Raw genomic sequence first — 20,078 nt, 5'->3', positions numbered from 1 at the left:
ATGCAGATAAACTTTGACGCCATCCCACTTTTCAGCTCGCTCAGCAGGCTTGACCGCGCCCGGTTGATTCCCAATTGTGCTGTCATTGCTTTTGAAAAGGGTAATGCAATTGTTAAACAGGGAGAACATGGCGACAGTCTCTTTATTATTATTAGTGGTACAGCACAGGTCGTGCGTCATAAGATGGATGGTTCTGATGCTGAAATTGCTTTGCTGCGGCAAGGCGAATGCTTTGGTGAGGTTGCACTGCTTACCGGAGAGACCAGAACAGCAGATGTCATTGCCATTGATGAGCAGACTACGGTTTTCCGGCTTTCGCGTGAACGTTTCAACGGCCTTCTCAAACAACATAATGCCCTTGCCCTCAAAATAGCTTCCATCCTGGCAAAACGTATCAGCCGTACCAACGGGCATGTCACCAACAACGATCATGCAGACGTTTTCCACGTAACAGAACCTGAGAACGACAGTGAAACACGCGAACTGCCATCATCATCAGGTCTGAAGGCTGGTTGGAGTTTGGGGGTCAAGCTACGCAGTCGCCGGTTCATCAGCAGCGCTCTGTCAGTTGTACTTTGTTCAATAGTCGCTTTAATGCTTTCCAGAACCGGCATGACCTATCAGCAGATCACGCTGGCGGTTTTGTTGCTCGGCGCAACCGTGACCTGGAGTTTTGACGCATTTTCCTACCACGCGGTCGCGCTCGCATTGCCACTGGCAGCAGTTGTGCTGAACGCGGCAAAACCAGCGCAGGCATTCAGCGGTTTTTCTCATCCCTCGTGGTTTCTGGTGTTAGGTGTATTTGCCATCTCAGCCGCCATCTCAAAAACAGGTTTGATGTACCGGCTGGTGCTGCTGGTGGTTAGCCGCTTCCCAGCCAGTTACCGTTGGCAGAGTTTTGCGCTGGCATTATCAGGAATGTTTTTAACACCGATTATCCCGTCATCCAACGGTAGAGCTGTGCTAGCTGGTCCTCTGATTGCCAACGTCAGTGAGGTTTTGCGGTTCCGTAGAGGGAGTGCCGGTTCAATCGGCATGTCAATGGCGGCACTGTTGGGGTTCGGGCATATGTCGTTCATGTTCATGAACGGTACAGCAACTTGTTTGCTGGCATTTGGCTTGTTACCACAACAAGTGATCAACCGCGTTACCTGGGGGAGCTGGTTTCTAGCGGCATTGCCGCTTGGACTGGTCTTCTTCGGAATTTCGTATCTAGCAGTCCTGATCCAGTACCGTCCCAAAGTGCAGCGCACATCAGGTTCAAGTGTGATTGCAAAACAGCTTGCCGCACTTGGCCCCTACAGTGAACATGAACAGATCACAATCCTACTGGTGATTGCATCACTGCTCGGGTTTATCACGCAATCGTTCCACCACGTGAACGGAGCATGGATCGCGCTGACCAGCTTCTTTCTACTGTTTGCGTTTGGTGTGCTGCCGGAACGGTCGGTAAGGTCTGATATTGACTGGAATTTTTTACTTTCGTTCGGTGCGTTAGTCGGATTTGGTGGATTGATTTCTTCAAGCGGACTGAGTGGAGTCATGGCAGAGTATGTTGCCCCGCTACTGCAACAGGTCAAGCAATGCCCTTACACGTTTTTGGTGGCAGTGTCACTTGGCATGTATCTGTTGCGCTTCTTCTTGCCGTTACCGGCGGCACAGTTGGTTACGCTGCTTTCCGTTCTCCCGGTACTGACCACAACAAACATTGATCCGTTCGCGCTTTGCCTAGTGGTTCTGATATCCGGCAACCCGTGGTTTTTCCCGTATCAGAATAGTGTCTATCTCAATCTGCTTGAGGCAACAGAAGGCAAAGTGTTTGACCATCACCAGACCCGAAAAGCCGCCATAGTTCACGTGTTGGCGGCACAGGTTGCAATCATAGTTTCTGTGCCGTACTGGCAGTGGATTGGATTGATTCGATAAAAAAAGCCGGTGGGACTCACGTCTCACCGGCCCCTACCAACGCCAACCAATACTAAGTTCTAAGCAGTAACTTCAAAGCATTATAAACCACCCTGCCCTCAGACAATTTATACCGTCCATCGAGCCCAGTCGTCCTTGCCTCTTTTTAAAATTTCTTGTCGCTTTTCCCCCCTTATTTTAAGGCACAAAAATTATCATTAAAAAAAGCTAGTTTTCCTCCTTGACAGTCGACTTTCTGTTGGTATATTTCGCCGCAAGAAAAGACAAGTGTCATAACATGCTATAAATATTGTTATTTCAAAGCAAGTTGGTTATGAAAACGAAAATCTTTTCATTTTCATTTTCAAAAACAAGGAGGCTGTATGCCAAGAAAGAAAGCACCAGACAGCGTTAAGCAGGCACGAGTTAATGAAGCAGCTAATGTACTTTATGGAGAAACTGGTGACATTCCCAAAGTTGATGATGTTGCCCACAAAGCCAAAATGAGTTCACGAGACATCAAGGATTTTTTTAACGAGTGGAAGGCAAATCAGATGGCAGCAGCATCTACCTGCAGATTATCACAGGATGCTCAGGATGGGCTTGACAAACTGCGAGCTGATGCAGAACAGGTCCTTAAAGTTCAAGTTGCCTGGCTAATGAAAGACCATGAGGCGGCCTTGCTTGAACTCCGTGGTCAATATATGACTGACCTCCAAAAAGAAGCGGAAGCTTTCGACGACACAGTTGCTGAGTTTGAGACACGTATTGATCACCTGAATAACCAGCTGCATGAGTACAAGACTGAAAACATAAAACTCAAGGCTGAACTTGCACAAGCACAAGCCCTTAATATTTCGAAAGACATCTTGACTGACATCCTGCAGAAGATTAAACAGCCCCAGGCACAACCTGATGCTGCAGCTGGTGAAGAAAACAAAAACGCGGCAGCGTAACACCATGGCAGCCTGGTCACTGCCGCCCACTGCTGATTGAGTAACCCTTATTATAGGCCTGCATCCACCGACATGGAAGTCGGTGGGAAGAGGTCCTCTTCACAATCAAAAAATCAACAGCACTTTGCTTCTGCAGCACCCACCTGCTGTTCGCACGGCGGCACGCCAATCTTTCCGTTTCCATTTCAAAAATAGGTTCCCCCTGAAGGTTTCCCCCAATTTTTTCATTTCAATCGTAAAGACCGCTTTGCTTTGTCATTTGCCGTTTGGCCAGCAGGAGTGCACTGCGTCGCGTCAGTTACCCAGCTCTTTTGTATCCAGTTTTCACGGCGCTGCCAGCTCTTTGATTCCCTTCACCCCCGCAGTTGGTGAGGGGTGAAGGAACTCAAGAGCAAGAGGCAGCACCAGAAGTTCTCTGAAAACTGAATACGAAACAGACGGGAGCCCGAGAGAGGGTTCAGAAATCTAAGAGCAAAAGGGGAACCACATAATGAAAACTCAAATCGCAACAATTTCAGCAGCCATTTCCAAAACAATCCGCAAGGCAGTAAATCACCGCACCACCAAGACCATCGGCAAAACCGCTTTAACAATCCTGATTGTCATTATTGTCTGTGAACTGATTCACAAGGGCAACACTGCTCTCGGCATCTACATGCTGCTGGGGCAGGTTATGCAACGAATTGAAAATAACGGCAACGAAGAAGACGAATCCACTGAAACCGTTGTGCATATCACCAAGCACAACGACCACGACGACAACTAACCATAAAAAAGACAACAACGGGAGGGGCCGCCCCTCCTGCGGAGGATATAGCAATGACCGCACAAGCAAAGAAATCAATCGACGTGGTAACGATTCAGATGGTACGTGACCGGAAACTTGCTTATAACGGTACTAAACTTTCCACGCCACAACAGGCCGCCCAGGCATTCACCGAACTGCTTGGCAACCCTGATCGGGAGTATTTTGTGGCTATGATGCTGGATGGTAAAAACAGGATTACCACCATCCACATCGTCAGTGAAGGCAGCCTGAACCAGTCAATTGTGCACCCAAGAGAAACGTTCAAATCCGCAATTCTTGCAAATTCGGCGGCCGTGATCCTGGCACACAATCACCCATCGGGAGACACCACGCCAAGCAGGGAAGATAAGGAAATCACCAGAAGGTTGAAAGAAGCCGGAGATATTTTGGGTATCAAGGTGCTGGACCATATCATTGTGGATACGGATTCCGGCAATTCATTTTCATTTGTCGAGTCCGGCCTGCTGTAATGGCCACAAAAAAGGGGCGGGAGAAATCCCGCCAGGAAATAGCTTAAACTGCTAATATCACTAATAAAAAACCCTTTTCGCGTTTGCTAATGTTTTTGCTAATGTGGAAGGGGTTTTTTTATGACGGGACTAGTCAAACGTGGTAAAAATTACTCACTGATTGTGTCAGTACCTCTGGACGTACAGGCATTTGTTGGTAAAAAACAGATATGGAAGTCTCTAAAATCTACTAAATATGATCATGCAAGGATTTATGCCCGGCATTTTCATGCTTGGATTGAGGGATTATTTTTATTGGTGAGGTCTAGAATGATTACGCCTGAACAAATTGAGGGATTAGTTGCAGAATACGGATTGCAATCTTTAAGTATCTGGCAATATTTCGAGCAAATACCCCATGACCCTAGCCGTAGACCTACGCCTGCCAAAATAAAAGAGAGCAGTGAGGCTTTTAGCAACGCAGTAGCAGAGTATCAACTAAAATTAGCTACAGACGATCTGGATGAGCTTGACGAGACAGCAGACAGATTACTGACTAACTCAGGTACTAAACCAACAGCAAAAATCAAGAAATCGGCTGAATATAGACAACTCAAGCGGGGATTAGTTCAAGCTGATGTAGACTATTGCAAGATTATATCGGAGCGTGTCAGAGGAGAATATGACTCAGATTATCAGCGGCGTAAAATTAGTGAGTGGCAATCCCAAAAACCAAAACCTAAAGGGGTATTATTAAAGACCTTATTGCAGGTGTATGTTGATGATTGGATAAAAACAGCTAAGCATGAGGGTAGGGTGCACAAAAAACAATCAACGTACAAGACTTTGTACAAAAATATATATGATTGTTTTAAAGACGATGTATATGCCGCTAGCATAGGTGATGAGGAAATAGAAAAATTAAAGTCGTACTTTGCAGCTAGTAAACTCAAACCAGCAACGGTCAACAAAAAACTTGAAGACCTAAGCTCTGCTTATAACTGGGCTATGAGTAATGCGGCCTACAAAAAAAATATTATATGCAATCCATTCAAGGGATTGAGGTTGTCCGTTGGTAGACAACGAGACAGACGCGATATATTTGAGGATGAACAACTACAAACATATGTTAATGCACTAGCTGAGACTTATGATACTAACCACCCTGAAATGTTATGGATACCAATTATCTGTATGCACTCAGGTATGAGACCAAATGAGATAGCCCAACTCTATACAGACGATATTATTTTGGTGCGTGACAGGTGGTTTTTTGAGGCTAGAAATAATAAAGAGCGGAAACAATCAGTAAAAACAGATAAAGGAGAGGCAGGAGTAGAAAGAAGAGTTCCAATTCACCAGAATCTAATTGATTTAGGTCTTCTTGAATACATTGGAAAGCAATCAGCAGAAAGTCAAGTTTTCCCGAATTGTAAATATTCCATTAAAGACGGTTACTATTCTGGGTCGCTTAGCGTTGCACTAAATCAGATTATACATGAGCATGTGTCTAGCAATAAAAAGCTCGTCTTATACTCGTTACGGGCTCAATTTCGGACGACACTAGAGATGATTTATACTGAGATGGCAATAGCTGGAAATCATTTCGGTCTCAGTGTTTTTGTTGACAGATCAATAGATGACATTATGGGGCATGTAATTAAAGGCGGTAAGGGAGAAACCGTTTACCGTAAGCAAAGAGATATTATTTGCAGTGAGGTTGTTTCAAGACTGAAATATGATGTTGATTTTAGTAAATTAAAACATGTGCTTGGCGTTATTTAACTAAATTTAGTTAAACAAAAACAGCTGGTTGTGGCTATTTAACTAAATTTAGTTAGTAAAAATTTTTGGAAAAGGTGTACTGAGATAGTATTCACCTGACAGTTGGTCATTTTCTAGGGGTGGCCATACCGCCCTTGAATGGATAAAGATGAAGTTGCTCAGACAACATTTTTCCATCAAGGAGAACAGTATGACCACCGCAGAGAAAGTATCACGAAGAAAGCTCAGTTTGCTAGACCTGGCCGCTGATCTCTCAAATGTCAGCAGAGCCTGTAAGCTTATGGGCTATTCACGGCAGCAGTTCTATGAAATCCGTCGTAATTATCAGACCTACGGTTCAGCTGGTTTAGTTGACCGGCTACCTGGAGCCAGAGGCCCACATCCTAACCGGGTTGATGAAGCTGTTGAACAGGCGATCCTTGATCACTGCCTGGCTCATCCTTCCCATGGCCCTATTCGGGTTGCCCATGAGCTGATGCTGAAAGGGATTCAGGTTAGCTCTGGAGGTGTTCGTGGCGTTTGGAGCAGGCACAGCCTTCTAACCAAGCATGAACGGTTTCTCCGGCTTGAAAAGAGCGTCAGAGAGCAGGCGTTTGAACTTTCAGACGAACAGATCCGCGTCTTGGAGCGTTTCAGCCCTGAGTTTCGTGAGCGCCACATCGAGACAAAGCATACTGGCGATCTGGTAGCTGTCGACACCTTCTTTGTCGGCACCTTGAAAGGCGTCGGTAAGGTCTACCTGCAGTCAGTCATTGACTGCTATTCACGCTATGCCTGGGGCAGGCTCTACACCAACAAGCTGCCTGTCACTGCCGTGCATGTCCTTAACGAGGATGTGCTGCCGTTCTTTGAAGAGCATAACGCCAAGATCAGCACCGTCTTGTCAGACAACGGAAGAGAGTTCTGCGGCAGGCCAGACAACCATCCCTACGAGCTGTTTTTGCAGCTTGAGGAAATCGAACACCGCACAACCAAGGTCAGAAGGCCACAGAGCAACGGCTTTGTTGAACGGCTTCACAGAACCTTGTTGGACGAGCATTTCCGCATTATGGGGCGTACCAAATGGTACGAGTCACTGGACGAGATGCAGGCTGATCTGGAAGCCTATCTCAAGACCTACAATTACGACCGTCCACACCAGGGCAGAAACATGTTTGGCAGGACACCTTATGCAGTTTTCATAGACGGCTTGCCAAAGAACGACGATTCAGATACTGAGGACTACAAACTGGCAGCGTAAATCACAAACCATTCAAGGGCACTGTCAGGTGAATACTATCTCAGTACAGAAAAGGTTTTCCTAAAATAAAATCTAAAGCCATGTTTTATTTAATGATATTATGGTTTTATACGAAAGCAGGAGGGTGGGGGCAAATGAGGCATAAGCCTAGTAAAAGGTCCGCCCCATGCTAGTATACTGTTATTGTTACAGTTCTTTAAGGTAACGATATAAAGTATCACGGCTGATGTTCAGGGCCTTAGCAATCCCCGCCTTGCTCTCTCCAGCCTCTACCCTTGCCTTAATCTCTGCTACTCTCTCAGGAGTCATAGCAGCAGGACGGCCTTTATACGCTCCATTTGCCTGTGCAATCCTGATCCCTTCAAGCTGCCTCTCACGTATCAATGACCGTTCAAACGCAGCGAATGCACCCATAATGTTGAATAGCAGCTCGTTCATGGGGTTACTGTCTTCCCCTGCAGCAAACGTCAGGTTCTCCTTGTGGAACACTACAGCTACCCCCTTAGCCTTGAACTGCTGCACAAGCTGTCTTAGATCGTCAAGATTACGGCCTAAGCGGTCTAAGCTGTGTACGTGTACAGTGTCACCCTGCCTACAGTATGTCAGCAGTTCTTGCAGTTGTGGGCGGTTAGTGTCTTTTCCTGACAGTTTGTCAGTGAAGATACGGTCAAGGGTCAGGTCTGCTAATTGCCTGTCAGTGTTTTGCAGGGCTGATGATACGCGGATATATCCTAGCTGCTGGCCTTTGTGGTTGCTCTCCATACCTATAGCTGCTGCTAGTGTGCTTTGAATTTTGGTCCCTTTGGCTCTCATGGAGTCCCCCTAACAAGTCATTGTGTACGATTTAAATCTAAGACATTATCGGGAGGCTGTCAATATTTATTTTCGTACATTTATATCTGACACAAAATCAGGGTGTATCTGACAGTCAGATGAAGTGTACTTAAATCGTACTATTATTTATTTTTGTTAATTTCACATTTGACATACTTCATTCAACAGGTAGAATTTCAAAAAAAAAAAATTGAGAGGGGGTTTCATGATAAAATCTACTATATGTGCTTTCGGTGCCTCACTACTTCTATTCTCTGCTTCAAACTCTATGGCTTTTGATGCAGACCCACTGCTGTCCCATAATTTGATTGAATAAAAGGAGGCTCTGAGAGCTACTTGTGTTATATTGAGTTCGCCAAAACACCAATAAACACGAGGAGATCAGAGCCGTGGCACATAATAACACAGTCATTAACCAAGTTGTTCGTTTTTTCAAGAGACATGAATTTGAGACCCTCGCCCGCAGGCATCACGTCGGGCAGCAATTTCGCTCTTTTTCACGCTGGAGCCAGTTCACCGCCATGCTGGTTGGTCAGCTGACGGGTCGTAAAAGCCTGCGTGATCTGGTTGATAATCTCAAGGTTCAGGGGCATAAGCTCTACCATCTGGGTACCAAGGATGTACCCCGTTCAACACTGGCTCGGGTAAATGAAGAGCAGCCACACCAGTTGTACAAAGAGCTCTTTCACAAACTGCTGGGCCGTTGCCAGGCCATTGCGCCAAAAAACCGGTTCAAGCTGGACGCCAAGCTGTACCTGCTGGATGCCACCGTCATCAACCTCTGCCTGAAGGTGTTTCCCTGGGCCAGCTACCAGAAGACCAAGGGAGCCATCAAGCTGCATGTCGGTCTTTCCGCTGACGGCTATCTGCCGGAGTTTTTCGATGTCACCACCGGCAAAGAGCATGAGATCAACTGGGCCAGAATGCTCAAACTGCCCACCGGCTCCTTTGTTGTCTTCGACCGTGGTTACACCGACTACAACTGGTATCAGTCCCTGATGGACAGCGGCATCTTCTTTGTAGCCCGGCTCAAGGACAACGCCCTGGTTGAGTACTTTAAGAAGCGTCCGGGTCGCAGATCACAGGGTGTACTTGCCGATCAGAAGATCAGCCTGAAAGGAGTCAAGGGCAGCCTTCGTCTGGTTCACTTTGTGGCTGATGATGGCAACGAGTACCGCTTCGTCACCAATGCCGACCACATCCCTGCGGCACTGGTGGCCGAATTATACAAGGAACGCTGGCAGATTGAGCTGTTCTTCAAGTGGATTAAGCAGAACCTGAAGATCAAGGCGTTTTACGGCACCTCGGAGAATGCCGTGCTGACGCAAATCTGGATAGCGCTATGCGTGTACCTGGTGCTGGCCTGGCTGAAGTTCATGTCAAAGATCAACATCACGATGCAGCAGATGTTACGGTTATTACAGCTCAATCTGTTCGAACGAAGAGACCTGGAAAGCTTATTCAAACCAACGAAAGCATTGCCAAATCCTCAACTGGCGCTGCTTTAAAAACTATGGGACAGCAGTGGGTCCCGACGATGTTTTGTTTGTATAAATCTTTGTGGGATACGCGGATAATTTCCCTGAAAGGTAACTTCCCCTTGTCGTCGTCAAACGCTACGTCAATCCGTTTGGTGTTGCCCTGATGCTTTTTAGCGAACTTATGCAGGAGGTCAAAGGGTAAGTCTGGGTTCTGCTCCCAGTAACTCCCCTTGATCTTGACAACACCGTATGACTCACGGTTTGACGGGTTTTTGATGTAGAGAGATTCAGCAACGCCGGAATGTGGAACAGCATAGCGGTAGATTTCACCGGTTTTAGTAATCTGCAGATTAAATACGGATAGCTGAATATCCAGCAATGTGCAGAGTTCTTTTAGTGCATCTTCAGTCAGATGCTTTATTGTAAATTCGTACCAATGTAGGGAAATTCTCATTTCTAATCCTTTGCGATAATTCCACCATGTTTTCATCCTCACTATATTGATATACCTGCAAACATCATTTTTTATCATATAGCTGATATTATTATCTTTTTATCGGTTTTATTGCGATGACTAGACCATGTCGTCATGGTCTTTAAAAGATCGTATACGGTAATTTTTAAAATTTTATTAGAAATTTTATATTAGCAATAACAGCAAGTTACGTACAAGCATGACTAAACGCCAGTATTTCTAATGAAAAAAAGTTTTTGGGGTAGGGTTTAGGGGTGTTGTTCTGGTGGGCAGAATTAAATAGTGGCTTTATTGTAAGACGTGCGGGAATTGCCCGTATTTACTGGGTTGTGGAGGTGTTTTAATTAATAGAACAATATTTTATTATCCTGGAAACCAACCCTAAATTTCACTGGATTTTTGCTAATGTTTTTGCTAATGTTTTTGTGCGTGAGGTGTTCGTAACTTATTGATATTACATACGGGCAGGGCGGGAGTAATCCCGCCCTTTGGAAAAATCATCTGCGGCCCGGCTACGCCGGGCTGTCGGGTCACTACCATTTTTTGAGGCAACTAAAATCAAGCCCGTAATCAAGCTGCGACAGATACTCAAATTTTTCCTGCTGTGTCGTATGCGTATATCTGAGCGTCATTTCACTTTTATCCAGTAGTTGCTGCATTAACTGATTATCAGCACCATCAACATGGCCGATTATCCCTTTTAAAACGGCTAGCTTCTTAAAACTCGTATCGACATTACTAACCATCGCAGTAATAAACGTATGCCGCAGAGTGTGCAGATCTTGGTTAGTATCGTTGACAAAATATTTTTTCAAGGTACCGTTAAACCAGTTGCCAAACAGCTTGTTCCATTTATCTTTTTTATCAGGCTTCAGTGCGCTCCAGAGTCGGTCGGATTTCCGACGCCGTTGCTGCCGAACGTAATCAAGAAAACCAAGCTCAACCAAATGCGGATGAATCGGAACCTCCCGATTTTTGTGGTCCTTTGTCGACTGAAGGTGTGCCAGATCCTCCTTAATACAAATGAACGGAATATCCCCCGCCGTTACAATGTCATCAGTTCTGAGCTGGCAAATTTCGTTTGCGCGCGCACCAGTATACAGCAGCACAAGAGGAATCCAGTATTTATCAGGCCTCTCAACTCTGTTTTGTTTTGATAGTTTTAACAGCATCCCCTGAAGCTCGTTTTGTTCATAGAAGCCACGCTGCTTTGCAGCAACAGACACTTCAACCGACGCTGCCTGCCCAGATGCTACAGCATGCTGCGGTGGGTTTTGCACCTCATAATTTCTACCCCTTTTGCTGGACACCAGACCAACGGTAGGGTCACCGACTATCGGGCAGCCCAGCACATTTTTGGCGTACTTGATGAGACTGGCAAGCTGGGTACGAATTATTGTACGGGATTTTTCCGAGAGCCGTGCTGACACTGACCTTGACAACTCCTGCCAGGGCGTCTCTAATTGATTCCCTTTTATGGCTTTTGGGTAGTGTAGAAGATCTGCACAGAATTGATTGACCAGTTGCTGGGTAATGTCACTAACTGAGATATCACCAAGGATGTGAAGGATTTTCCGGTGATCCCCCTGCAGCTTTTCTGCAGTCGACTTTGTCCAGAAACCGGCTTTTGACTCTTCATATAGTTCGATAAGCCGGGCAAGGTGCAGATCACGGTATGGTGAAACCGGAATTACTTTTTCCAACTCCCCCCGTACAATATCCGCAAGGCCTTCTGAAGGCTGGGGAACGCTGTTATCTGGCAGAGCACCACGGCGACGGAGCTGTTCATCCAGCTCGCTTCGATAATCACCATGCACCAACCGACGGACATCAGTGTCGGCGATTTTCTGTTCAGCAACAAGTATCTCCCTGCAGAGCAGGCGGAAGGCGGGAGACTGCTCATCAAATGCTATCTGTTTTGCCTGCAGCAGTTCGCGCACGCGCATGGCAGGGTAACCCGACATCTGCCCCCTGGCGAGCATCTGCTTATGTGTTTCCGATACATCGCTTGCAAACTCGTTGGCCCAATCGCTCAGCATTTCGTGCTCAGCGGAATCCATGTCCTTGCGGATTTCATCACGTCGCCCAAGCGATTCAGAGATAAAATCTAACACAAGGTTATGAATCATGGACTCTGAAAGCATGCCGCTCCTAATCTGCAAAAACAATTTTTCTGTTTTGCCCAACAGTCCACGCATCAGAGAGCGGGCAAATCTTTGGTTGCCAGTTTTGAGACTAAGACGAATTTCCGGGTACGGAAAATAATGACGGATGTCATCCGGGACGCGCCGACGATAATAGTAAATGGCTCCAATTTTGTGAAGATAGAAAAGCATAAAGGCCCTCCCGCGTGTGCAAAATTGTGCACAAAAACGGAACGGCCTTCATTTTTTACCACTAAAAAGTTTAGTACTTACAGTATGTTACAAAAGTCATTGGTGCCGAAGACGAGACTCGAACTCGTACAGGCTGTCGCCCGCCACCCCCTCAAGATGGTGTGTCTACCAATTCCACCACTTCGGCACAAGAGTTGCGATATTTAGCAGATTAGCCAAAACAAAGCAACCAAAATTCTACTTAACCGGGGAAACCGGAGCAGTCGGAGCTGCAGGCATCGGCTTCACAGGCGAAACAGGAGCGGGCTTCTGGGACTGTTTTCCAGACATAATTGAAGATGCAGGCATATGCCCGGAAAGATACGCCAACGTCAGGGAAGTCAGCATAAAAATAATAGCAGCAGCAGTAGTGAGCTTGGTCATGAAGTTTCCTCCACCACCCGCACCAAACACCGACTGACTGCCCCCACTTCCGAAAGAAGCACCCATTTCAGCGCCCTTACCGGACTGAAGCAGCACAACGCCAATTATAAACAAGCTGATAAGTACATGCAGGATTGCAATGAGGGTCGTCATAATAGTTTACTCATCCTCTCAAAAATGAAGCTTATTTCTTACCACAGCGCCTACTTGGATGTAAAGCATGAAATCAGCCTTTAAATCGAATAATGCCTGCAAATGATTCAGCTTTAAGGCTTGCTCCACCAACCAGTGCGCCATCAATATCGGGTTGCGACATCAACCCGTTGATGTTCTCCGGCTTTACACTTCCACCGTAGAGAATACGCACTGCGTCAGCCTCAGACGGGCTATAGATCTGGGCGACCAGCGCCCGGATAAAGGCATGTACCTCCTGTGCCTGAGTATCACTGGCAGTTTTACCGGTGCCAATCGCCCAGACCGGTTCATAGGCAATAACAATATGCGGCAGCTCAGCTGCAGGGATATCAGCCAGCCCTCCACGGAGCTGAGCCTCAATCACCTTGAAGGTGTCGTTTGATTCACGCTGGGCAAGACTCTCGCCGACACACAACAGCACTGTCAGCCCAGTTCTTATAGCGGCTTTTGTTTTGCGGTTGACGGTGTCATCCGTTTCGCCAAAATACTGCCGGCGTTCAGAATGGCCAATGATGACGTGGCTGCAGCCTACATCCTTCAGCAGCTTCGGCGAAACCTCACCGGTGAAGGCCCCTTCATCCTCCCAGTAACAATCCTGTGCCGCCACCCTGACAGCGGTTTTTCCAGCGGCACTTACGACCGTACTAATCGCAGTAAACACCGGTGCAACAACTATCTCGACGTCTTTGACATCGTTAACCAGGGGCGCCAGTTCATTAATCAGAGCTGTTGCTTCAGCCAACGTCTTAAACAGCTTCCAGTTTCCAGCAATAAGCGGTGTACGCATGGCGCCCCCTATTTTTTTACATCAAGGGCTTTTACCCCTGGCAGAATCTTGCCTTCAAGCAGCTCAAGAAATGCCCCGCCACCGGTGGAAATATAACTGACCTTGGCAGCAACCCCTGCCTTGTTGACTGCGGCATCAGTATCTCCACCACCGATCACCGTTGTCGCGTAGCAGTTACCCACCGCCTCAGCAACAGCAAATGTGCCGCGGCAGAAGGCATCCATCTCGAAGACACCCATTGGCCCATTCCAGATAACGGTCTTGGCATCACGCAAGGTTTCGGCAAATAACGTTGCTGAGGCCGGACCAATGTCCAAAGCCATCCAACCTTCAGGAATTTCTTGAACTGTGGTGACAAAGTTGGTTGCATTAGCCTCAAAGGCATTGGCGACCACGCAATCAACCGGCAGATAAAACGTGACCCCTTTCTTTTTCGCTTTATCCATAATCTTTTTGGCGGTTGGAATAAGTTCATCTTCAACCAGAGATTTACCAACACCGTATCCCATGGCTTTTAGAAAGGTAAAAGCCATGCCTCCGCCGATTACAATCTTGTCAACCTTGTTAACCAGTGTCTCAAGCACCTCCAGCTTGCCGGAGACCTTCGCCCCCCCAAGAATGGCAACTAAAGGACGCACCGGATTACTCATTGCTTTATCAAAGAAGGTCATTTCGTTTTTCATCAGAAAGCCTGCTGCAATGGTAGGCACCAGCTTGGTTATCGCCTCAACCGAAGCGTGCGCCCGATGGGAAACAGCAAAGGCATCGTTAACATAGATTTCACAGCCATTAATCAGTTGTTGGGCAAACTCAGGGTCATTCTTCTCCTCACCCGGGTAAAAACGGACATTCTCCAGCATCACCACATCACCGGGCTTCATGGAATCAATCACCTTAGAAACTTCAGGGCCAAAACAGTCCGGGGCCTGCACAACCTTTTTACCCAACAGCTGGGAAAGCCGTTTGGCTGCCGGAGCCATGGTATATTTGGGCTTTTTTTCCCCTTTGGGACGGCCCAGGTGAGAAGCGAGTACGACTTTCGCCCCCTGCTCAACCGCATATTTAATGGTAGGGACAGCACCTGCAATACGAGTATCCTCGGTTATGTTGCCCTTCTCATCCTGAGGCACGTTAAAATCGACCCGAATAAACACCTTTTTCCCCTTCAGGTCCTTCAATTGATCAATGTAACGAATCGGCATGAGCTCCTCCCGCTATAAATTGGCATCTGACAAAAAAAGAGGGGGACTAGAGCTCCCCCTCCGACAATGTATAATCAAACAGCTACTTTTTGCTATCAATCAGTCTCATAAGGTCAACCACGCGATTGGAAAAACCGCATTCATTATCGTACCAGGAAAGTACCTTGACCAGATTCCCATCCTGTACCTTAGTACAAGAGGCATCTACAATCGAAGAAAGCTGATTGCCATTATAATCGATAGAGACAAGGGGAGCCTCTTCGTATCCAAGCACGCCTTTCAGGGCACCTTTTGAGGCTTTCTTCAGCGCGGCGTTAACCTTGGCTGCATCGGTCTTTTTCTTCAGGGTAACCACCAAGTCAACGACTGAAACATTCGGGGTCGGCACACGGATAGCCATACCATCCAGCTTCCCCTTCAGCTCTGGAAGCACCAGCGAGACAGCCTTTGCTGCACCGGTTGTGGTTGGGATCATTGACATGGCAGCAGCACGGGCACGGCGCAGATCCTTGTGGGGAAGGTCCAGAATATTCTGGTCATTGGTATACGAGTGAACCGTAGTGACCAAACCCTTTTCAATTCCGAAGGTTTCATGCAGCACCTTGGCGACCGGAGCCAGACAGTTAGTGGTACAGGAGGCATTTGAAATGATGTTATGTTTCTTAGGATCATACAGGTGCTGGTTAACGCCCATCACAATAGTAATATCCTCATTGGTAGCAGGAGCCGAGATAATCACCTTCTTTGCACCAGCCTTAAGGTGCAGTTCGGCCTTTGAACGATCAGTAAAGATACCAGTACACTCTAGTACGATATCAACCTTCTCTTTTTTCCAAGGCAGTTCTTCCGGATTTTTAACGGCAAAGATCTTAATTGCCTTGCCGTTAATAATCAGCTGATCGTCCTTTGCTTCCACCTTGCCGGGAAACACACCATGCACAGAATCATACTTAAAGAGATGCGCCAAGGTGGCAGCAGAAGTCAGGTCATTGATAGCTACAAATTCAATATTCTTATCCTTGCAAGCCGCTCTGAGAACCATCCTGCCAATACGTCCAAAACCATTGATTGCAACGCGCAAAGCCATACCTGTTCCTCCTCATGTAATATGATAACCGATGCATTGCTGAATCCAAATAAGAGACCAGCTGTCAACCGAACTAATAATAATGCATAATCCCGAATCGTCAACCGTAAAACTAATGCCTTTTACGGTTCACTTTTTTTCATACGACACTTGACCCGACCAAAGTCCGTGATACGCTATAAATAATTTTGATGTAATCTTATCAACCTGTAATCTACAATCATGAAAGGAGACATTACCACCATGGCAACCAACAAATCGGCAAAAAAGGCAGCAGTAAAGGCTCCAACCAAAGCGACTCCTCCCAAACCTACTGCGAAGGCCCCCCGCAAGAAGGCAACACCACTCGTATCGGATCTATCGGGTGAACAGCTGGTTGTTGAAAATCTTTCAACACTATCCTGCCTCGTCGGTACTCTGAGTGAAACACTCGATATACTGGTTCAAAAAGTCGAGAATATGGCATATCATTTGATTGCAACAGAAGAGGTTCTCGCTGAAGTAGTGACCTCTACCGGTCTTGATTTGGCGCGAGTTAACGCGAGGATCAGGGCTAAAATTGCCAGCGGCACTGACAGTCAGGGAGACCCGACAAAATCGATTGATATTGCAGCAAACATTGCATCACCACTAGCCAAATTCAAAAAATAGTATTTTAGCTCACCATAGAATGTGGTAATGCAAAGGGCAGGGAGTTTATACCTGCCCTTTGCCTATGAAAGGACATCAATAAGCATGTATCCAGCAGCTGTCATATTTGATTTTGATGGAGTCATCGTGGACACGGAACCGATTCACTACCAGGTGTTTCAGACAATTCTGGAACCGCAGGGGATGGGATACAGTTGGCAGGAATATACTGATAAATACATGGGATTTGATGATAGAGATGCCTTCAGGGAGGCGTTTCACACAGCAGGTAAAGAAGTAAGCCAAGACGTTTTGCAACTACTCATTAATCAAAAAGCAGCTATTTTTGAAGAAGTTGTAACGCAAGGCGTCACCCCCTACCCAGGGGTCATTGAACTTATTCAAGAACTGGCAGATCAGGGAATACCGCTTGCAATTAGCAGCGGGGCACTTCGAAGCGATATCATACCGATACTAGAACAGTTAAAAATCAAAGATTTTTTCAGTCATATTGTTACAGCTGATGATGTACCACAAAGTAAACCTGATCCAGCTAGCTACATAGGCGCAAGGGATAAATTGCTCTACAGTTATCCCCATCAGCTTGATTCCAACAGCGTTATCTATGCAATAGAAGACACACCCGCAGGAATTCAGTCTGCCAAAGGTGCCGGCCTGAAAGTCGTTGCTGTTTCTAATAGTTACCCTGACTCAAAACTCCAGCAGGCAGATTCAATTGTGCACTCACTCTCCCAACTTTCTCAGGGTAACTGGATGTAACTACTAACTACTCAAGTATGCAGCGGAGAGGGCTGACTTCTTGATTAACGATTAACGCAGAAGCCCCGCTCAGGTATACCTGGGCGGGGCTTCTGTAATTAATTCTGGCGGCGACCTACTTTCCCACACAGCTACCCGTGCAGTATCATCGGCCCAGAGGGGCTTAACTTCCGTGTTCGGGATGGGAACGGGTGTGGCCCCCTCGGCATAGCCACCAGAAATCTTTTGGGTCAAGCAACAGCACATGGCAGGCTGCTTACCCGAATTGATTTCCAATTGCATTTGAGGGATTGTAGTTGTTTAGTTTTTGGAGTCGATTGCTTTATAGGTTGGGGGGTGGGTTAACACCCCCCTTCCATTTATTTTTTTATGGTCAAGCCTCACGGCCGATTAGTACTAGTAAGCTGAACGCATTACTGCGCTTACACACCTAGCCTATCAACGTTGTGGTCTACAACGGGCCTTCAGGGGTTGTTACACCCAGGGATACCTAATCTTGAAGGAGGCTTCCCGCTTAGATGCTTTCAGCGGTTATCCTTTCCGTACTTAGCTACCCAGCGACTGCTCCTGGCGGAACAACTGGAACACCAGCGGTACGTCCATCCCGGTCCTCTCGTACTAAGGACAGCTCTTCTCAAGTATCCTGCGCCCACGGTAGATAGGGACCAAACTGTCTCACGACGTTTTAAACCCAGCTCGCGTACCGCTTTAATTGGCGAACAGCCAAACCCTTGGGACCTACTTCAGCCCCAGGATGCGATGAGCCGACATCGAGGTGCCAAACCTCCCCGTCGATGTGAACTCTTGGGGGAGATCAGCCTGTTATCCCCGGAGTACCTTTTATCCGTTGAGCGACGGCCCTTCCATACAGAACCGCCGGATCACTATGACCTACTTTCGTACCTGCTCGACTTGTGGGTCTCGCAGTCAAGCTCCCTTATGCCATTGCACTCTACGCCCGGTTTCCAATCGGGCTGAGGGAACCTTCGCGCGCCTCCGTTACTCTTTGGGAGGCGACCGCCCCAGTCAAACTACCCACCAGACAGTGTCCCCGACCCGGATGACGGGCCTAGGTTAGACATCCAAAACAACCAGGGTGGTATTTCAAGGACGACTCCACCGACACTGGCGTGCCAGCTTCAAAGTCTCCCACCTATCCTACACAAGCTATTCCGAATGTCACTGTCAAGCTGTAGTAAAGGTTCACGGGGTCTTTCCGTCTTACCGCGGGTACTCGGCATCTTCACCGAGAATTCAATTTCGCTGAGTCACTGGTTGAGACAGCGCGGAAATCGTTACGCCATTCGTGCAGGTCGGAACTTACCCGACAAGGAATTTCGCTACCTTAGGACCGTTATAGTTACGGCCGCCGTTTACCGGGGCTTCGGTTCAAAGCTTCGCCTTGCGGCTAACAAATCCCCTTAACCTTCCGGCACCGGGCAGGCGTCAGACCCTATACATCGTCTTACGACTTAGCAGAGTCCTGTGTTTTTAGTAAACAGTCGCTACCGCCATTTCTCTGCGACCTCCTTCGGCTTCACGTGCAAATCGCTAGACCTAGTGGAGGCACACCTTCTCCCGAAGTTACGGTGTCATTTTGCCGAGTTCCTTAACCAGTGTTATCTCAATCACCTTAGGATTTTCTCCTCACCCACCTGAGTCGGTTTACGGTACGGTCTCAAGTTACCTGAAGCTTAGAGGCTTTTCTTGGAAGCATGGGATCAACGACTTTATGAGCATACGCTCTCGTCATCACGTCTCAGAGTTAACGAGAAAGCGGATTTACCTGCCTTCTCCCCCTACACGCTTGAACCAGGACAACCAGCGCCTGGATCGCCTACCCTTCTCCGTCCCCCCATCGCAGTAACCAGAGGTACAGGAATATTAACCTGTTTCCCATCAACTACGCCTTTCGGCCTCGCCTTAGGGACCGACTAACCCCACGCAGATTACCTTTACGTAGGAAACCTTGGGTTTTCGGTGTGCGGGTTTCTCGCCCGCATTTTCGCTACTCATGTCAGCATAATCTCTTGTGATACCTCCAGCCGTCCTCGCGGTCGACCTTCGCAGGCTTACACAATGCTCCCCTACCACTCATATTTTGAAATATAAGTCCGTGGCTTCGGTTGTATGCTTGAGCCCCGTTACATTTTCCGCGCAGATCCACTCGACCAGTGAGCTATTACGCTTTCTTTAAAGGGTGGCTGCTTCTAAGCCAACCTCCTGGTTGTCTGGGCATTTCCACATCGTTTTCCACTGAGCATACAATTTGGGACCTTAGCCGACGGTCTGGGCTGTTTCCCTTTCGACTACGGATCTTATCACCCGCAGTCTGACTCCCGGGGTATACGTTGATGGTATTCGGAGTTTGGTTGGGTTTGGTAACCTGGTGAGGCCCCTAGCCCATTCAGTGCTCTACCCCCATCACGGAACCCCCGAGGCTATACCTAAATATATTTCGGGGAGAACCAGCTATCTCCGAGTTTGATTAGCCTTTCACTCCTATCCACACCTCATCCCCTGGCTTTTCAACGCCAGTGGGTTCGGGCCTCCACGAAGTGTTACCTTCGCTTCACCCTGGACATGGATAGATCACCCGGTTTCGGGTCTACTCCTACTAACTAGACGCCCAGTTAAGACTCGCTTTCGCTTCGGCTCCGTTCCATGAACTTAACCTCGCTAGTAAGAGTAACTCGCTGACTCAT

Annotated in this window: 16 protein-coding genes, 1 tRNA gene and 2 rRNA genes (1 of these 19 running past the window's edge); 9 read left to right on the top strand and 10 right to left on the bottom strand. The window is 47.4% G+C overall.

Annotation, left to right across the window (positions count from 1 at the left end; all coding sequences use genetic code 11):
* The 6 genes from FY034_RS06795 to FY034_RS06770 all read left to right on the top strand — a co-directional run bounded on the left by FY034_RS06795 (position 1) and on the right by FY034_RS06770 (position 7,143).
* Positions 1–1,926 carry an SLC13 family permease gene (locus tag FY034_RS06795; RefSeq protein WP_265554637.1) on the top strand — a complete coding sequence of 642 codons (1,926 nt, stop codon included), beginning with the start codon at positions 1–3 and terminating at the stop codon, positions 1,924–1,926.
* 362 nt (positions 1,927–2,288) lie between these two features.
* Complete coding sequence (locus tag FY034_RS06790; RefSeq protein WP_265554635.1) at positions 2,289–2,861, top strand: hypothetical protein; 573 nt, start codon at positions 2,289–2,291, stop codon at positions 2,859–2,861.
* 490 nt (positions 2,862–3,351) lie between these two features.
* Positions 3,352–3,627, top strand: a complete 276-nt coding sequence (locus tag FY034_RS06785) for a hypothetical protein (RefSeq protein ID WP_265554633.1) — start codon at positions 3,352–3,354, stop codon at positions 3,625–3,627.
* Between the two features lie 53 nt (positions 3,628–3,680).
* The gene (locus tag FY034_RS06780) at positions 3,681–4,139 is read left to right on the top strand and encodes a JAB domain-containing protein (RefSeq protein WP_322573239.1); all 459 of its coding nucleotides are present in this window, start codon (positions 3,681–3,683) and stop codon (positions 4,137–4,139) included.
* Between the two features lie 120 nt (positions 4,140–4,259).
* A complete protein-coding gene (locus tag FY034_RS06775) occupies positions 4,260–5,903 on the top strand; it encodes a DUF6538 domain-containing protein (RefSeq protein ID WP_265554632.1) in 1,644 nt (547 codons plus the stop codon).
* A 190-nt stretch (positions 5,904–6,093) separates the two neighbouring features.
* On the top strand, positions 6,094–7,143 hold the full coding sequence (locus tag FY034_RS06770) for an IS481 family transposase (protein WP_265551327.1): 1,050 nt from the start codon (positions 6,094–6,096) through the stop codon (positions 7,141–7,143).
* 186 nt (positions 7,144–7,329) lie between these two features.
* Here FY034_RS06770 and FY034_RS06765 read toward each other — a convergent pair whose 3' ends face one another.
* A complete protein-coding gene (locus FY034_RS06765) occupies positions 7,330–7,905 on the bottom strand; it encodes a recombinase family protein (RefSeq protein ID WP_265555229.1) in 576 nt (191 codons plus the stop codon).
* Positions 7,906–8,366: 461 nt separating this feature from the next.
* Between FY034_RS06765 and FY034_RS06760 the strand changes: the two genes are divergently transcribed.
* Complete coding sequence (locus tag FY034_RS06760; RefSeq protein WP_265554631.1) at positions 8,367–9,485, top strand: IS4 family transposase; 1,119 nt, start codon at positions 8,367–8,369, stop codon at positions 9,483–9,485.
* Here FY034_RS06760 and FY034_RS06755 read toward each other — a convergent pair.
* The 7 genes from FY034_RS06755 to gap form a co-directional block, all read right to left on the bottom strand.
* Complete coding sequence (locus FY034_RS06755; RefSeq protein WP_265554629.1) at positions 9,439–9,912, bottom strand: hypothetical protein; 474 nt, start codon at positions 9,910–9,912, stop codon at positions 9,439–9,441. The two genes, FY034_RS06760 and FY034_RS06755, sit on opposite strands and share 47 nt — an antisense overlap.
* 554 nt (positions 9,913–10,466) lie before the next feature.
* A complete protein-coding gene (locus FY034_RS06750; protein WP_265554628.1) occupies positions 10,467–12,269 on the bottom strand; it encodes a site-specific integrase in 1,803 nt (600 codons plus the stop codon).
* Positions 12,270–12,369: 100 nt separating this feature from the next.
* A tRNA-Leu gene (locus FY034_RS06745) sits at positions 12,370–12,456 on the bottom strand.
* 50 nt (positions 12,457–12,506) lie between these two features.
* Entirely contained in the window at positions 12,507–12,845 is a 339-nt protein-coding gene (secG, locus tag FY034_RS06740; protein ID WP_265554627.1) for a preprotein translocase subunit SecG, read from the bottom strand.
* Between the two features lie 73 nt (positions 12,846–12,918).
* Positions 12,919–13,674, bottom strand: coding sequence for a triose-phosphate isomerase (tpiA, locus tag FY034_RS06735; protein WP_265554626.1), 756 nt, complete (start codon positions 13,672–13,674; stop codon positions 12,919–12,921).
* An 8-nt stretch (positions 13,675–13,682) separates the two neighbouring features.
* Positions 13,683–14,876 carry a phosphoglycerate kinase gene (locus FY034_RS06730; RefSeq protein ID WP_265554625.1) on the bottom strand — a complete coding sequence of 398 codons (1,194 nt, stop codon included), beginning with the start codon at positions 14,874–14,876 and terminating at the stop codon, positions 13,683–13,685.
* A gap of 82 nt (positions 14,877–14,958) precedes the next feature.
* Positions 14,959–15,963 carry a type I glyceraldehyde-3-phosphate dehydrogenase gene (gap, locus tag FY034_RS06725; RefSeq protein ID WP_012469674.1) on the bottom strand — a complete coding sequence of 335 codons (1,005 nt, stop codon included), beginning with the start codon at positions 15,961–15,963 and terminating at the stop codon, positions 14,959–14,961.
* A gap of 243 nt (positions 15,964–16,206) precedes the next feature.
* Here gap and FY034_RS06720 point away from each other — a divergent pair, with 243 nt between their 5' ends.
* Both FY034_RS06720 and FY034_RS06715 read left to right on the top strand, forming a co-directional pair.
* Positions 16,207–16,614 (top strand): hypothetical protein, encoded by a 408-nt coding sequence (locus tag FY034_RS06720; protein ID WP_265554624.1) that lies wholly within the window; start codon positions 16,207–16,209, stop codon positions 16,612–16,614.
* Positions 16,615–16,698: 84 nt separating this feature from the next.
* On the top strand, positions 16,699–17,373 hold the full coding sequence (locus tag FY034_RS06715; protein ID WP_265554623.1) for an HAD family hydrolase: 675 nt from the start codon (positions 16,699–16,701) through the stop codon (positions 17,371–17,373).
* Positions 17,374–17,475: 102 nt separating this feature from the next.
* On the opposite strand, the gene rrf is transcribed toward FY034_RS06715, so the two are convergent.
* Together rrf and FY034_RS06705 are read right to left on the bottom strand one after the other, a co-directional pair.
* Positions 17,476–17,592, bottom strand: a 5S ribosomal RNA gene (rrf, locus tag FY034_RS06710).
* A 150-nt stretch (positions 17,593–17,742) separates the two neighbouring features.
* Positions 17,743–20,078, bottom strand: a 23S ribosomal RNA gene (locus tag FY034_RS06705); it runs 621 nt beyond the window's last position.

The organism is Trichlorobacter lovleyi (assembly GCF_015239775.1).
GTDB classification, from domain to species: domain Bacteria; phylum Desulfobacterota; class Desulfuromonadia; order Geobacterales; family Pseudopelobacteraceae; genus Trichlorobacter; species Trichlorobacter lovleyi_B.
This window is presented reverse-complemented; position numbering and strand designations above follow the sequence as displayed.

Bases quoted from the DNA above. Each gene is read 5' to 3' on its own strand.
- FY034_RS06795 (WP_265554637.1), top strand. From the start codon at position 1: ATGCAGATAAACTTTGACGCCATCCCACTTTTCAGCTCGCTCAGCAGG.
- FY034_RS06790 (WP_265554635.1), top strand. From the start codon at position 2,289: ATGCCAAGAAAGAAAGCACCAGACAGCGTTAAGCAGGCACGAGTTAAT.
- FY034_RS06785 (WP_265554633.1), top strand. From the start codon at position 3,352: ATGAAAACTCAAATCGCAACAATTTCAGCAGCCATTTCCAAAACAATC.
- FY034_RS06780 (WP_322573239.1), top strand. From the start codon at position 3,681: ATGACCGCACAAGCAAAGAAATCAATCGACGTGGTAACGATTCAGATG.
- FY034_RS06775 (WP_265554632.1), top strand. From the start codon at position 4,260: ATGACGGGACTAGTCAAACGTGGTAAAAATTACTCACTGATTGTGTCA.
- FY034_RS06770 (WP_265551327.1), top strand. From the start codon at position 6,094: ATGACCACCGCAGAGAAAGTATCACGAAGAAAGCTCAGTTTGCTAGAC.
- FY034_RS06765 (WP_265555229.1), bottom strand. From the start codon at position 7,905: ATGGAGAGCAACCACAAAGGCCAGCAGCTAGGATATATCCGCGTATCA.
- FY034_RS06755 (WP_265554629.1), bottom strand. From the start codon at position 9,912: ATGAGAATTTCCCTACATTGGTACGAATTTACAATAAAGCATCTGACT.
- FY034_RS06750 (WP_265554628.1), bottom strand. From the start codon at position 12,269: ATGCTTTTCTATCTTCACAAAATTGGAGCCATTTACTATTATCGTCGG.
- secG (WP_265554627.1), bottom strand. From the start codon at position 12,845: ATGACGACCCTCATTGCAATCCTGCATGTACTTATCAGCTTGTTTATA.
- tpiA (WP_265554626.1), bottom strand. From the start codon at position 13,674: ATGCGTACACCGCTTATTGCTGGAAACTGGAAGCTGTTTAAGACGTTG.
- FY034_RS06730 (WP_265554625.1), bottom strand. From the start codon at position 14,876: ATGCCGATTCGTTACATTGATCAATTGAAGGACCTGAAGGGGAAAAAG.
- gap (WP_012469674.1), bottom strand. From the start codon at position 15,963: ATGGCTTTGCGCGTTGCAATCAATGGTTTTGGACGTATTGGCAGGATG.
- FY034_RS06720 (WP_265554624.1), top strand. From the start codon at position 16,207: ATGGCAACCAACAAATCGGCAAAAAAGGCAGCAGTAAAGGCTCCAACC.
- FY034_RS06715 (WP_265554623.1), top strand. From the start codon at position 16,699: ATGTATCCAGCAGCTGTCATATTTGATTTTGATGGAGTCATCGTGGAC.